11 protein-coding genes are annotated in these 13,954 nt (G+C 39.4%); 9 read left to right on the top strand and 2 right to left on the bottom strand.

All coding sequences use genetic code 11. The features are described from left to right. Positions 1 to 8: 8 nt before the first annotated feature. Entirely contained in the window at positions 9 to 794 is a 786-nt protein-coding gene (gene hisIE, locus GGG_RS0102365; RefSeq protein WP_010111775.1) for a bifunctional phosphoribosyl-AMP cyclohydrolase/phosphoribosyl-ATP diphosphatase HisIE, read from the top strand. Between the two features lie 90 nt (positions 795 to 884). On the opposite strand, the gene GGG_RS0102360 is transcribed toward hisIE, so the two are convergent. Beyond that, entirely contained in the window at positions 885 to 2,885 is a 2,001-nt protein-coding gene (locus tag GGG_RS0102360) for a PhoX family phosphatase (RefSeq protein WP_010111772.1), read from the bottom strand. 260 nt (positions 2,886 to 3,145) lie between these two features. Between GGG_RS0102360 and GGG_RS0102355 the strand changes: the two genes are divergently transcribed. The 8 genes from GGG_RS0102355 to GGG_RS0102320 all read left to right on the top strand — a co-directional run bounded on the left by GGG_RS0102355 (position 3,146) and on the right by GGG_RS0102320 (position 12,747). Continuing rightward, positions 3,146 to 4,639 (top strand): UvrD-helicase domain-containing protein, encoded by a 1,494-nt coding sequence (locus GGG_RS0102355; protein ID WP_010111771.1) that lies wholly within the window; start codon positions 3,146 to 3,148, stop codon positions 4,637 to 4,639. 29 nt (positions 4,640 to 4,668) lie between these two features. After that, positions 4,669 to 6,039, top strand: coding sequence for an AAA family ATPase (locus tag GGG_RS0102350; RefSeq protein WP_010111769.1), 1,371 nt, complete (start codon positions 4,669 to 4,671; stop codon positions 6,037 to 6,039). 491 nt (positions 6,040 to 6,530) lie between these two features. Next, positions 6,531 to 9,368 (top strand): monovalent cation/H+ antiporter subunit A, encoded by a 2,838-nt coding sequence (locus tag GGG_RS0102345; RefSeq protein ID WP_029574409.1) that lies wholly within the window; start codon positions 6,531 to 6,533, stop codon positions 9,366 to 9,368. 3 nt (positions 9,369 to 9,371) lie between these two features. Next, entirely contained in the window at positions 9,372 to 9,737 is a 366-nt protein-coding gene (locus GGG_RS0102340) for a Na+/H+ antiporter subunit C (RefSeq protein ID WP_010111766.1), read from the top strand. Then, the gene (locus GGG_RS0102335; protein ID WP_010111765.1) at positions 9,737 to 11,542 is read left to right on the top strand and encodes a monovalent cation/H+ antiporter subunit D; all 1,806 of its coding nucleotides are present in this window, start codon (positions 9,737 to 9,739) and stop codon (positions 11,540 to 11,542) included. The genes GGG_RS0102340 and GGG_RS0102335 overlap by 1 nt, the downstream gene beginning before the upstream one ends. Next, entirely contained in the window at positions 11,543 to 12,064 is a 522-nt protein-coding gene (locus GGG_RS0102330) for a Na+/H+ antiporter subunit E (protein ID WP_010111764.1), read from the top strand. Continuing rightward, positions 12,064 to 12,339: a monovalent cation/H+ antiporter subunit F gene (locus GGG_RS0102325; RefSeq protein WP_010111763.1), complete on the top strand. Its 276-nt coding sequence runs from the start codon at positions 12,064 to 12,066 to the stop codon at positions 12,337 to 12,339. The genes GGG_RS0102330 and GGG_RS0102325 overlap by 1 nt, the downstream gene beginning before the upstream one ends. Positions 12,340 to 12,363: 24 nt before the next feature. Further along, entirely contained in the window at positions 12,364 to 12,747 is a 384-nt protein-coding gene (locus tag GGG_RS0102320; protein ID WP_029574408.1) for a Na+/H+ antiporter subunit G, read from the top strand. 120 nt (positions 12,748 to 12,867) lie between these two features. Here GGG_RS0102320 and GGG_RS0102315 read toward each other — a convergent pair whose 3' ends face one another. After that, positions 12,868 to 13,758, bottom strand: a complete 891-nt coding sequence (locus tag GGG_RS0102315) for a metal-dependent hydrolase (RefSeq protein WP_010111760.1) — start codon at positions 13,756 to 13,758, stop codon at positions 12,868 to 12,870. Positions 13,759 to 13,954: the final 196 nt, after the last annotated feature.

The raw sequence follows: 13,954 nt of genomic DNA, 5'->3' as shown, positions 1-13,954 counted from the left end.
GAAATCCTATGAACAATCTGCAATGGCTCGATGAAGTAAAATTTAACGAACAAGGACTTATTCCTGCTATTGCACAGCATCATCAAACAGGACGTATTTTGATGGTGGCATGGATGAACCGTGAAGCACTACAACTCACCGCTGAAAAGAACCGCGGAGTCTACTTCTCTCGTTCACGCAATAAACTTTGGTTTAAAGGCGAAGAATCAGGTCATTTTCAAACTGTTTATGAAATTCGTTTGGACTGCGATGCAGACGTTATCGTATTACAAATTGAACAACAGGGCGGAATTGCGTGCCATACAGGACGTGAATCTTGCTTTTATCGTAAACTGACACCAAACGGTTGGGAAATTGTCGATGCACAACTCAAAGACCCTGCTTCTATTTATGCTGAAAAAGCATCTGTAAACCCACATACCATTGCAATGAATGCTTCAAATACTCAAGCTGAACAGGTTGAAGTGCTCGATTATTTAGGCAAAATGATGGCGCAACGTAAGTCAGCAGATGCCGATTCTTCTTATGTGGCAACGCTTTACCAAAAGGGTTTGAATAAAATCTTAGAAAAAATTGGTGAAGAAAGTGTTGAAACCATCATCGCGGCTAAAGATTTCAATATAGAAGCCAATGCAGACAACAAGAATGATTTAATTTATGAAGTCGCTGATTTGTGGTTCCACACGATTGTCATGCTTGGTTATTTCGACTTAGACATTCAGTTGGTTTTGAATGAATTGGCACGTCGCCAAGGGCTTTCAGGTCTCGTTGAGAAAGCTAAACGTAGTCACTAAATCGTTTAAAGGCTTAAACTCCCCCCTTTCGCAAAAGAGGGGGAGATTCTTAAAAATTAGAACAAAAATTTATATATCTCTTAAAACAAATTAAACAGGCTTCTTCTCTACAGAAGGCGCAATCGGATCAGCAGTTAAATAACCTACAGCCGCTGCATAACGATCTTTATAATTGGCACGGATCAATGGATCTAAAGTTGCTTGAACTTTACTGTGCAAAGAACCCCAATCCCCCGGATGCTGGAAATTACTCATAATATATGTCCAACCATTGATTGAATCGACCGCATGTAGACCTGTAGATTCTGCGCCTGCTGGGCAAGAAAGAATGCGATCTAACTTTTTAGTATCAACGTTATAAGCCCATAAATAGTTATTCACATGGTTACCACTGTCTTCACCAATGAATAAGGTACGGAAAGTTTCAGAGAATTTTAGGTTATCCGCACTGGCCATCGTGTTTGGATCAGCTGTATTACCGATACCGAGTGGATCTGTTGCAGCATCGATATCTTTACCAATCAAAAGCATATGGGATTGATAAGGCACCCAGTCGCTGATAATTGGGCTACCCGATTTATCATTTTTAGAACCTGCAAGATCGTGCGCGACGATACCACCTGCTGAAATTTTCTTGGCAAATGTAACATTGTTGCTTTCTGTCCAAGCTGCATTGCCTTTAATCATCGAATCTTGAATATTGGCTAAAGCAGAATAGGCAACTTTGTCTTTAGCATTGACCGTTGTACCTTCCATCTTGGTAAATGCCATACTCGCGCCCATCAAAGCTGCATAGCGATGTGTTTCCAAGAATGCTGCTGCTTTTTCCATACCCGGTTTGACTTTGACCCAAATGCTTTTCTTTTGCAGAATGATCTTGGTGAAACTTGCATCTTGTGGATCTTTATCCAAGCTTTCCATGATATCGGTTGGTTGAATATTTTTAACATTCACCAAATCTTCAATTTCTTGACTGGTCGCATGACCTAACTTAATCCATTGAATTTGTGCCGTTGAGGTCTCATTCAATTCATTTAAATACTTGGCCACATACAGTGTTCCTGCAGATAAATTTTTTTCTTTATCTGCAACAAACATGAACAATCCACCATTGGTATAGTCATCACCCATTAACGCTGTACGGTTATCAGGCATGACTTGAATCAATTCATGTGAAATACGACCTAAGCAATAATGCTTTTTCGCAGAACCTGTGCCGTCTTTATTCACTGTGATTTCAGGTAAATGTCCATAATTATATGGTTTTGCAGAGGTTTCATCACCGTAGACATTTTTACTGTAGGCTTTCATGGTTGCCATATCTGTACCTAAGCCTTGACCAAATGCATCTGGCTCATATTCTTCGCTTGAAAGATGTGTTCCCCACGGCGATAAACTCGCACCACAGGTAATCCATAAGCCATGTGCCTTAGACATATCAACATTGTGATATTTCACTAAAGTTAAATGTCCCGTTTTAGGATCTTGATCTAGCGAAATCACTGCAATTGGAGATGGCAATTTACCGTACATATCATTGCCTGCTAAATCACGGCTGGTATATTCAAATTGCACAACTGCAAAGACAGGATTACCTTTAACACCTTCAACTTTGGCATCTTTCACGGTCAATAATGACGTACCATCTGGACAGTCTGAAAAGAATTGACGTTCTTTGCCTGCGACAGATTTATCCATAATGGCTTTATTATGAATATCATAATAACCACCCGCTAAAATCTTACCGCCCTTTCCATCACTTACCAAATCGCCTGTTTGGAAAAAGGTTTTATACGCAAGTTTATATTCTGTCTTGGTATTATCATCCCAAGTCACAGCTAAACCTGATGCCACAGTGGTGGTTGCCATCGCGGCTGCATTTGCCAATGTTGGTGCATCCATTGGTGTAAATGTCGCTGATTTTAATTTAGCTGGATTTACAGGTGGCGTAACGACTGTATCATTATTGTTGTCATCGTTACATCCTGCAAGTGTTGCGGAAGTCGCCATTGCCCCAAGTGGAAGAAAAGGTACGCTGGCTAACCATTTTAGAATTTCACGACGTGTGTGTTGGTTGGCTGAGTTTGTCATCTAGTATTTCCAATTTAATTTTAGAATTTTTCCTCGCTTGATTTTAGAAATACAGCATGACAGTTCGATTTCACTTTTAAGTCAATTTAAAGACAAAAACTTAAAAACTCATATTATGATAAAAATTATAGGGATAGCGCTTAGTGACTTCTCATACAGATACTCCGAGCAATATCCCGCAGAATTACCCCTTGTATTGAGCAAATTTTGCTATACTCAGCGCTGTATTAAATTCTCAACTTATAAGACTCCATAACCCTGTGCCTTATTCTTTTACACCAACTACAGAACAAAGTTTTGCAATTGCAGAAGCAAAAAAGGGACAATCCTTTAAAGTGATTGCCTATGCTGGCACAGGTAAAACCACGACTTTACAGTTGATTAGCGATGCAATGCCGAATCGACGTGGCATGTATTTGGCTTTTAATAAGGCCATTGCCACTGAAGCACAGAATAAATTTCATAATAATGTCGATTGTCGAACCTTCCATTCATTAGCATTTAGAAGTGTGCCACGTGGTGTAACTGATAAATTACGCTTACCCCGTTTAAGTCCAAGTTTTATTGCCAAAGAATATCGTCTTGAGCCGATTACCTTGCGACGATTGATGGGTGGACGTTATGAAAAATATATCTTGATGCCAAGTCGCCTAGCCAGTTTGGTGGCCAATGCAGTGAGTTATTATTGTTCAACCAGTTCACAATACCCTGCACCACGTCATATACAAGCACCGAGTTGGCTACATCCTGACGATGTGGAATCCTTACAAAAACATCTTTATCCTGCGGTAGAAAAGCGTTGGTTGGAATCCATTGACCCAAATCATCAAGCAGGCATAGGTCACGATATTTATTTAAAATTATGGGCATTATCAGACCCTTATATTCCTGCGGATTATGTTTTATTTGATGAAGCACAGGATGCAGATCCTTTGATGCTCGGCATTTTACTGCGCCAACGTAGCACTCAAGTGATTTATGTCGGTGATGCACATCAACAGATTTACGCATGGCGTGGTGCGGTCAATGCCATGCAAAAAATGCCTTTACCTGAATCACGTTTAACCACGTCTTTCCGTTTTGGTGATGCGATTGCAGATGTTGCCAATCACTTACTTGGCGCTTTAGATGAAACTGTGCCGTTGTTAGGCAATCCCGATATGAAATCCAGTGTAGTGAATAAACCACATACCAAAATGCGTGATGCAATTTTATGTCGTACCAATGCACGTGCCATGGAATTACTGCTTTCAGGTTTAGTACAAGGCGATAAAGTTAGCTTGCAAGCCGATCACGTCAAATTAAATCGTTTTGTCGATGCAGCCAGTTTGCTTAAACAAGGTAAACGTGTCACAGATGTACCTGAGTTGGCGTGGTTTAATTCTTGGCATGATGTGCATGAGTATTGTGAAACCAACGATGGCAGTGATATCAAACCCTTAGTCAAATTAGTCGATGATCACGGGACTGAACCGCTCAAAAAAGCACTTGCTAAAATTACACCAATAGAGCAAGCTGATTATGTGATATCCACTGCACATAAAGCCAAAGGTTTAGAATGGAATCGTGTTCATATTGAAGATGACTACCAATTTAAGATCAATGGTCTTGAGCATAAAATCAGTGATGAAGAATTAAGACTTTTATATGTTGCTTGTACGCGAGCGAAAGTCAGTTTAAATATTCATCATATATATGATTTAGTACAACAACTTAAACAAAAAGTGCCATTCAAAAATAAAGCGACTGCATAACACTGTAGTTTTTTCTTTACAGGTGTCCCATGAAACTACAAAGCATTCATTTTCGACATATTTATCATTTTGCCGATTTAAAAATAAATTTTAACCATTCAAACAAGCCAATCACTGTGATTGTTGGCGATCAAGCTTCAGGTAAAACAGCGATTATTAAAAATATTTATCAAGCTTTAACATGGTTTCCTGCACGTTATAAAGACCTACGTACACCAGGCGTGGTCATGCTTGATCAAGATATTATGATGGATCGAGTTCAAGCAAAAATTGATGTCGAAATACACTTCCCTACTGAATTTGGAGCATTACCAGAAAGTGACGGTGCGACTGAAACAGATACACAAAGTTGTCGTTGGCAGTTATTCAAAACATTGAATGCCAATGGTGTCGGTATCAGTAAAGTTGAATTGGAGCAATTAGAACAAGCCGTCACTTTGTATAATCAAGTCATAAAAAAAGGCCCCGTTCAAGGGCTTCCATTACTGGCTTATTATCCTGCTGAACGTTTTGTCAATGAAGTCAATATTCTCAGTAAAAACAACCCACTGGTTTTACAGCAATATAATGCTTATGAATTGGTTGCTATTCCCTACACCACTTTTGCACGTTTTTTTGAATGGTTTAGAGAAATTAGTGATATTGAAAATGCACAAACGGCGCAGCTTTTTCAAAATATTCTTAGACATAAAGATACATCAAATAAATCGACTCAAGATTTTCAAAATACCTTATTTCAAGCACATTCGCAGTTACATGCACCAAGCCTGCAAGCATTAAAAAGCACACTTAAAACGGTGCTTCCTGAGGTCACAGATATCTTTTTAGAATATCAACCGAAATTACAATTGATGGTCACCTATAAAAACCAAACCATGTCCTATCAACAACTGTCGAATACAGTCAAAAACTGGATTGGTTTAGTCGGTGATTTAGTACGCCGTATGTGCTTACTTAATCCTTTAAGTTTATATCCATGTTTAGAGGGTGATGGTGTTCTGCTCATTGATCAAATTGATGTAGATTTAGACCAATATTCCATTCAAGTGATTTTAGATCGATTACATCAAGCCTTTCCATTACTACAAATCATTGTTACAGGTAGCCATGAAGAATTACTTGAACAAGCAGATGAATACCAATGTTTTCATCTAAAAAATAAACAATTACATGAGATACAGCCCAATTCTGCATGGCAAGAATATCAACATATTTATGAAAATTTACTCAAAGAAACAACTGAACATTCAGAACATGAATTATTAGAACCGAATAACGATTCACCCGATGCACAGCAACTCTATGAACAGTTTCAGTCTTTAACGGAAGAACAACAAATTGAGTTAAAACGATTAATTCAAGCAGGCGATGACTTATCACCACATACATCATTGCTTTGAATGCATCACTGCTTTGAATTTACCAAGTTTAAATCGCGAGAATCATCAATTTCGCTCTATAGCGCTTTTATATAGATATATAGAGAAATCGTTACATTCTCATAAGATGAATATCTGTTTTGGATGTTCATTTTATTTTTGATTTAAATTTTAAATGCTCAAAATCACTGAATAAGGCTGAATAACGTTGATGAATACTTTTCAAACACTATCAAAGTGAGATGAAGCGTATAATTACGATTGTTTGCGCAAAAACTGACAAAATAATTTGATGTTATTCCGATCATGTAATAAGATGAAAAAATTGATTTAAATTCGATTTTATCAATCTAAATTGATCTTCTAATCGTTTTATCAAGTTGCGCAACACAACTTGTTTTTGCTTATTAATTTAATTCGGCTTTCAAGATTTAAGTTCTTGGATTGCTCTTTGCGCTCCTCAAGTCCTTGAAAGATAAGATTTACATAGGTTTTACGACCTATTCATGACAATGGATACGCGTGTGCTTCCGATTATTGTATTGTTACCATTAATACTTGGCACAACCCTTGTCCTGTGGCTGAAGCAATTCTCTCGCGGGTTAACAGCTTTAGGAGCAATAGGGGTTAGTCTAAGCAGTTTTATTCTGTTACTGACTCAAGCTAAATCAGTATTCAATGGTCAGGCTGTTTTAGAACATTGGCAATGGTTACCTCAAATTGGTATCGATTTCAGCTTTCGCCTCGATGCGCTCAGCCTTATTTTTGCCTTATTAATCAGTGGAATTGGCACGCTGATCTATATTTATGCCTATTATTATTTAAATCCAAAAAACTCTCTCAGTAAACTCTATGCATTGCTCATGATGTTTATGACAGCAATGTTAGGAATTTCGCTGTCTAATAATTTAATTATTCTGTTGGTATTTTGGGAGCTGACCAGTATTTCATCATTCTTATTGGTGGGGTATTGGAGCAATTATGATGCTGCACAACGTGGCTCTCGTATGGCGCTCACCATCACAGGAATGGGTGGTTTGGCTATGCTTGGTGGTTTCGTCTTATTAGGACAAATCACAGGAACATACCAGATTGACCAACTCACCACGATGGCTACAACCATTCAAAGTAGCCCGCTATTTATTCCTGCTTTATTGCTGATTCTATTGGGTGCATTCACTAAAAGTGCGCAATTCCCGTTCCACTTTTGGCTACCCAATGCCATGGCAGCACCGACGCCAGTATCTGCATATTTGCACTCGGCAACGATGGTCAAAGCAGGTATTTTCCTATTGGCTCGCTTATTACCAATTTTTGTCGGCTCAGCGCTATATCATAATATCGTTACAACCATTGGTTTATTGACCCTCTGTATGGCTGCATTTTTTGCCATATTCAAAGAAGATCTAAAAGGCCTATTGGCCTATTCAACGATTAGCCATTTAGGCTTAATCATGTGCTTATTGGGCATTGGTTCACCGCTTGCTGTAGCCGCAGCTATTTTCCACATCATTAACCATGCGACCTTTAAAGCTGCATTATTCATGATTGCGGGCATCATCGACCATGAGTCTGGCACACGTGATTTAAGAAAATTGAGTGGGTTGTGGCAACTCCTTCCTTTTACCGCAACACTCACTATGATTACCGCTGCGAGTATGGCTGGTGTACCACTCACCAATGGTTTCTTGTCTAAAGAAATGTTCTTTACTGAGTTAGTGGCGAATTTATCTGGTGCTTATGTGGTCGTTGCCGCGATTATTGCAACGCTGGCAGGTTTATTTGCTGTCGCTTATTCAGTACGGCTTGTCCATGGCGTGTTCTTTGATGGCCCTGTTGGTAAAGGTGTTCCAAACAAAGATGCACATGAACCACCTTTAGGTATGCGCGCACCTGCCATTTTATTGGCGACATTGTGCATTTTGGTTGGGATTCTACCTGCGTTATTGGTTCAAAATATTATCAATGCAGGTACACGTGCCAGCACACAACTTGCAAACTTTGAAGGTGTCCATTTAGCACTTTGGCATGGATTCAACCTTCCTTTATTGATGAGTGCGATTGCACTGATTGGTGGTATTACTTTCTATTTTGCCTTAGCCAAAGACAATCGCATTCGACAAATTGATCTTGATCCGATGATTGGCAGATTCCAGGGCAAACTAATCTTTGAAAATTTCCTCAAAGATTTGTTGTTATTCTCACGAAAAATTAAATTAAAAACTGAAACGGGTTCATTACAAAACTACTTATTGTGGATCGTCGTATTCAGTATTGCTTTGGTTGCAACACCGTTACTCAATCAAAACTTAACCACGGGCACACGTGAATTAACCCATGCTCCGTTGGTTGCAATCGTACTTTGGCTATTGCTCTTCTCAGCTTGCTGGATGATGCTTTGGTTTCACCATGAACGCATTAAAGCCGTGCTGATCAGTGGCGCAGTTGGTTTAGTGGTTACCATGATTTTTGTTACCTTGTCTGCACCTGATTTGGCATTGACCCAAATCACAGTAGATGTGGTGACTACAGTTCTGTTATTGATGAGTTTATCGTTATTACCGCAACTCACACCGTATGAATCAAGCCAAACACGTCGTTGGCGAGATGCCATCATCGCCATTGTTGGTGGTCTAGGTATTGGTTGGATTGCTTGGTTAATTATGACCCGAGATCACAATTCGATTTCATGGTTCTTTGTACAGCAGGCTTTACCGCTGGGTGGTGGTTCGAATATTGTGAATGTTATCCTTGTGGACTTCCGTGGATTTGATACCTTCGGTGAAATCACCGTATTGGGTATCGCAGCAATTGGCGCACTGTGTTTAATGGATGGCATGCGTACACATGGTACAACCATTACCCAAGGTTTGAGCTATCGCTTTAATCCTTCTCCACTCATGTTCCGTATGACGGCTTCATGGGTATTACCAATCGCCTTGGTAGTTAGCCTTTATATTTTCCTCCGTGGTCATAATTATCCAGGCGGTGGCTTTATCGCAGGTTTAATCACCTCACTAGCATTGGTCATTCAATATATTGCGCTTGGACAAGACCAAGCAGAAAACATGCTCAAAGCCAAATCAGGTCGTTTATACGAAATTTGGATCGGGATTGGTTTAATAATCGCAGGATTGACGGGCATTGCAGCATGGCTTTGGGGTCGACCATTCCTCACCAGTGCGCATGTTTATGTTGAATCAGGAATTTTTGGGAAATTCCACTTTGCTTCTGCGGCAGCGTTTGACCTAGGTGTGTATGGCACAGTGGTTGGTGCAACCATGTTGTTAATTTCTGTACTGGGCGATTCTCGACATTCGAGTATGTCTGGTCCTGTACCTAAGGAGTAACTCATGATCAGTTTAGAATTTTTAGTCGCATCTGCGATTGGATTACTCGTTTCGACAGGGATTTATCTCATTCTCCGTGCACGTACTTTTCCTGTTGTTTTGGGTTTGGCCATGATTGGTTATGCGGTGAATATTTTTCTCTTTGCCATGGGACGCCTACAAGTCAGTTCCCCTGCTATTTTAACCGATGCAGCCAAAGTCACCGACCCATTACCACAAGCTTTGGTTTTAACTGCCATCGTGATTGGCTTTGCCACAACTGCTTTTATTGTCCAATTGGCGTTACGCAGTCGTTTTGAATCTGGAACAGACCATGTCGATTCTAAAGATGAATTAAATACTTTTGACTCGCGTGAGGATGAGCCTTAATGATAAATTTCCTCGATTTTTGGCATGCTCACACGCCTATTTTAAGTATTTTAATTCCTGCTTTTACTGCATTTTTATTGGTGTTATTGGGTAATCCTGGTTCTGGTTCTTTAGCACGAGATTGGCGTCAACCATGGCGTCGTAGTTTAAGTTTAATCTCTGTCCTGCTTGGCTTAGCAACAGCGATTGCTTATTTAATTCAAGCCAGTTCAGGGAAAATTTTTGTTTATCAGCTCAGTGAATGGTCTGCACCTTTTGGTATCGTCCTCGTATTAGATCGTTTATCTGCATTAATGGTTGCCCTCACCTACGTACTTGCCGTGCCTGTATTATGGTTTGCAAGTAAGCAATGGGATGAACGTGGTCGTTATTTTCATACCATGTTCCATTTCCTTTTAATGGGAATTTGTGGTGCATTTTTAACAGGTGACTTATTTAACTTATTTGTATTTTTTGAAATATTGTTAATGGCGTCCTATGTACTGCTTCTGCATGGACAAGGCAAAGCCCGCTTTCAGCTCGGTATTCATTACGTCACCATCAATCTGCTTGCATCTGCTCTCTTCCTGATTGGCTTGGGTATGATTTATGGTTCAGTCGGTAGCTTGAACATGGCGGATGTTGCACGTTTATTGCCAACACTTGAAAATGATCAACATAAACTTGCCATTGCAGGTGGATTGCTTTTATTTGCTGTATTTGGCATTAAAGCAGCTATGCTTCCTGTCGGCTTTTGGTTACCTAAAACTTATGCTGTTGCTGCGACTCCTGTTGCTGCGATTTTTACCATCATGACCAAAGTGGGTATTTATGCGATTTTACGTGTCAATGGCACTGTGTTTCATGATGATTTAGCCCAAACCTATTTAAATTATTGGTTATTGCCAATCGGCTTAATCACTTCTTTATACGGTGTGATTGCAGCTATGGGCGCAGATCGTTTAAGACGTTTTGCTGGCTTCATGGTGTTGTCATCTGTTGGAACGATCTTAATTGCAATTTCGATTATGAATACCTCTGCTTGGGCAGCAGGACTGTATTATCTAGTTCATAGTACGCTGATTGCCGCAGCATTTTATTTACTTTGTGGATGGATCACTTCACAACGTGGTGAGTTTAAAGATCATTTAAAAGTTTCACCAAGAATGAAACAGGATAAACTGGTCGCAGCAACATTCTTTATCATTGCTTTGATGATGGCTGGCTTACCTCCTTTTAGTGGCTTCTTGGGCAAAGTGCTCTTGCTTCAATCGACAGCAAATTTCCCTTACCAAGCTTGGGTGATTGCGATTGTATTGATTGTGAGTTTACTGAGTATTATTGCGTTTACACGAGTGGGTTTTATTCTGTTTTGGCGTGCGACCACACCTGAAACAGATGCTCGAAAACCTGCATTTACCGCTTACCAAGTCTTACCTGAAAAAGCACCACCGCGTAATGATAGGACGATTTATCTCTTACTTTCAGGCTTAATGCTGTACGTAATCTGCGCAGCGCCAATATTAAAATATATTGACCAAACTGCATTACAAGTAGCCGATACTTCAGCATACGAACAAGCGATTTTGAAGCCTGATTCAGAAGGTAATATCATTAGCGTACAACCTTATGATGCAAACTATGTCCCTGAAACAAAATATGGCGGAGAAGTTGTAGATAAAAATGCGCAATATATTCCGTATGTGATTGATCAAGATACCTTAGACGGTGAACATATTTCACAATATAAACAACAGCAAATTCAGCAACAGGTAAAACAAAGCTATATGCCTGATAACCCGAAACTCAAACCAATGGAGCAATAAATGAAGCAAAATATGTCTTTACTTGATCGCTGCTTACCGCATCCATTTGTTTCAGTGATCGTGGCTGTGTGCTGGCTAATGTTGAACCACAGTGCCGAATTATTTGATATTGTGGTGGCAGTTATTCTTGGTCTGATCATTCCTAAATTGATTCAACCTTTTATTGTCAATACACCGAATATCCACTGGCGTTCAGCAGTCCAATTATTTTTTATTGTGCTTTGGGACATTTGTGTTTCGAACGTCCGTGTTGCAAAACAAGTGCTTGGACCAACCAAAAATTTGCATCCTAAATGGTTTCGTGTTCCTTTAGATACCGACCATGAGCATGTGAATTCATTACTTGCGATGATTATTACCACCACACCGGGTACTGTAAGTGCGGGAATCGATCAAGAACGAGGTGATATTCTAGTCCATGCTCTAAGTTCTGAAGATCCAGAAGCTGAAATCCAAGAAATTAAAGCACGTTATGAATATCGTTTAATGGCTATTTTTCGAGTTCAGCAAGGAGAGTCATGATGATGATATTGCCTTATGCTTTGGGGATTTGCTTAATCGCCGTAACGATATCTATGTTGCTATGCCTTATTCGTTTAGTTGTAGGACCATCTGTGGTTGACCGATTATTGGCTTTAGATACATTGTTTTTAAATGCGACCTGTTTAATCGTTATCCTCGGGATTTACTGGGCGAGCACATCTATGTTTGAAGGTGCTTTATTGGTCGCTATGCTCGGTTTCGTATCAACCGCTGCTTTAGCACGTTATTTCACGACTGGTCATGTCGTCGATTAAAAGGAGAGGTCAATGGAAAATAATATGCAACTTATTATGGAAGTGATTGTTTCTTTCTTTTTAATCATTGGTGCTTTCTTTACCCTTGTAGGCGGAATTGGCATCGTGAAACTTCCTGACTTATTTATGCGTTTGCATGCGCCAACCAAAGCAAGCACTTTGGGTTTAGGTAGCTTTTTAATCGCAGCAATGATCTATGCAGCATTTAATCATCGTTTTGGCTTCGCTGAATTATTAATTACTCTACTGGCCTTCATTACTGCACCTGTGTCAGCAAATTTAATTGCACAAGCGGCAATACATTTACGTTTACGTTCTACTTCTGGCGATGTGCCTGAAGCCTTAGACAGACCACTACCATGGCAACGTCAAAAAGTCATCAAACAGTTTAAAGATGACAAATTATAACCATACTGAGTCCTTATAAAAATCACTGCAATAAAAAGCCAATGCATATCATTGGCTTTTTATTTACTTCGTCAATTTATTTATATTATCAATCATGCAAACATTTCGTTATCTGATTATTTAGCTATAAAGTATTGGATGTGTTTCCTCTTGAAAACTTTCCATACCATACTCATCTGCTAACTTTTCTTTCCAATACGCCACGATTTTACTGTAATCAATTTCATCAGGATGAAAATCTGCTTTGTAATAAGACAAATATTCAGGAACCAATGAAATCAACATTTTTGAAATCATATAGATACCATGCACATTTTGTATCACTTTCGGCACACTCTTACGCCAATCCTGCATAAACAAACGTGTTGCAGAATAGAAGGTTAAGCTTGCAAAACCAGTCGTGACATTTCGCATCACAGCACGACGAGTTCGGTCATCCTTATAAATCGCCTGATACACATCAAATGCCACTGCACGATGCTCAATTTCTTCAATTGCATGCCACACCCAAAGCTTGATTGCATCGTCATCTAAAGTGCTTAACACTTGTGGGTTACGCAAGATATAACCACCTAATAACGCAGTGAAATGTTCAAAGGCGCAAGTCACAGCTAACTGCAATTTCGGATGTACACTTTTAATGAAAGCATCACGGCGAGCCAACCACGCTTGAAAGCTATCCAAGTTATAATCATCACGGCGCCATGCATCATTGAACTCAGCATGTGCTTTGGAATGCATGGCTTCTTGACCAATAAAAGCAGCAATCTGCGCCTGTAACTTTTCATCGGTGATTTTGTCACGTACATTGCGCACACTATGTACAAAAAATTGCTCACCGACTGGAAATGTAGATGATAATGCGGTTAATAAATGCGACATTACAGGCGAGTTCGCAAAGAAATGCCTTCGGATCGCTTTAGGATTAAAGCTGGGTTTACGGACTTTAATACCAATGGCTTTTGGACGATTTAAATATGATTTTTGTGCCGTCACTTGAGCTACTGTCATAGGTTTAATCCTACATTTGTCTGAATATAAATCTATATTGGCAGAAACTATACATTTGTATATTGCAGAATAGATCTCAGAATGGCAAGAATGCTCAGATTGTCTATAAAGCAATTTTGTATAAGCAAAATTACAAGTATTTTTAAATTAAAAATTTATGATTATTATAGAGTTAAAGCAGTATTTAAAATCCTAA

Origin of the sequence: Acinetobacter sp. P8-3-8 (genome assembly GCF_000214135.1) — a bacterium.
GTDB lineage: Bacteria > Pseudomonadota > Gammaproteobacteria > Pseudomonadales > Moraxellaceae > Acinetobacter.
This window is presented reverse-complemented; position numbering and strand designations above follow the sequence as displayed.

Coding starts and splice junctions, on each gene's coding strand:
- GGG_RS0102325 (WP_010111763.1), top strand. CDS start 12,064: ATGATGATATTGCCTTATGCTTTGGGGATTTGCTTAATCGCCGTAACG.
- GGG_RS0102340 (WP_010111766.1), top strand. CDS start 9,372: ATGATCAGTTTAGAATTTTTAGTCGCATCTGCGATTGGATTACTCGTT.
- hisIE (WP_010111775.1), top strand. CDS start 9: ATGAACAATCTGCAATGGCTCGATGAAGTAAAATTTAACGAACAAGGA.
- GGG_RS0102350 (WP_010111769.1), top strand. CDS start 4,669: ATGAAACTACAAAGCATTCATTTTCGACATATTTATCATTTTGCCGAT.
- GGG_RS0102360 (WP_010111772.1), bottom strand. CDS start 2,885: ATGACAAACTCAGCCAACCAACACACACGTCGTGAAATTCTAAAATGG.
- GGG_RS0102330 (WP_010111764.1), top strand. CDS start 11,543: ATGAAGCAAAATATGTCTTTACTTGATCGCTGCTTACCGCATCCATTT.
- GGG_RS0102345 (WP_029574409.1), top strand. CDS start 6,531: ATGGATACGCGTGTGCTTCCGATTATTGTATTGTTACCATTAATACTT.
- GGG_RS0102320 (WP_029574408.1), top strand. CDS start 12,364: ATGCAACTTATTATGGAAGTGATTGTTTCTTTCTTTTTAATCATTGGT.
- GGG_RS0102315 (WP_010111760.1), bottom strand. CDS start 13,758: ATGACAGTAGCTCAAGTGACGGCACAAAAATCATATTTAAATCGTCCA.
- GGG_RS0102335 (WP_010111765.1), top strand. CDS start 9,737: ATGATAAATTTCCTCGATTTTTGGCATGCTCACACGCCTATTTTAAGT.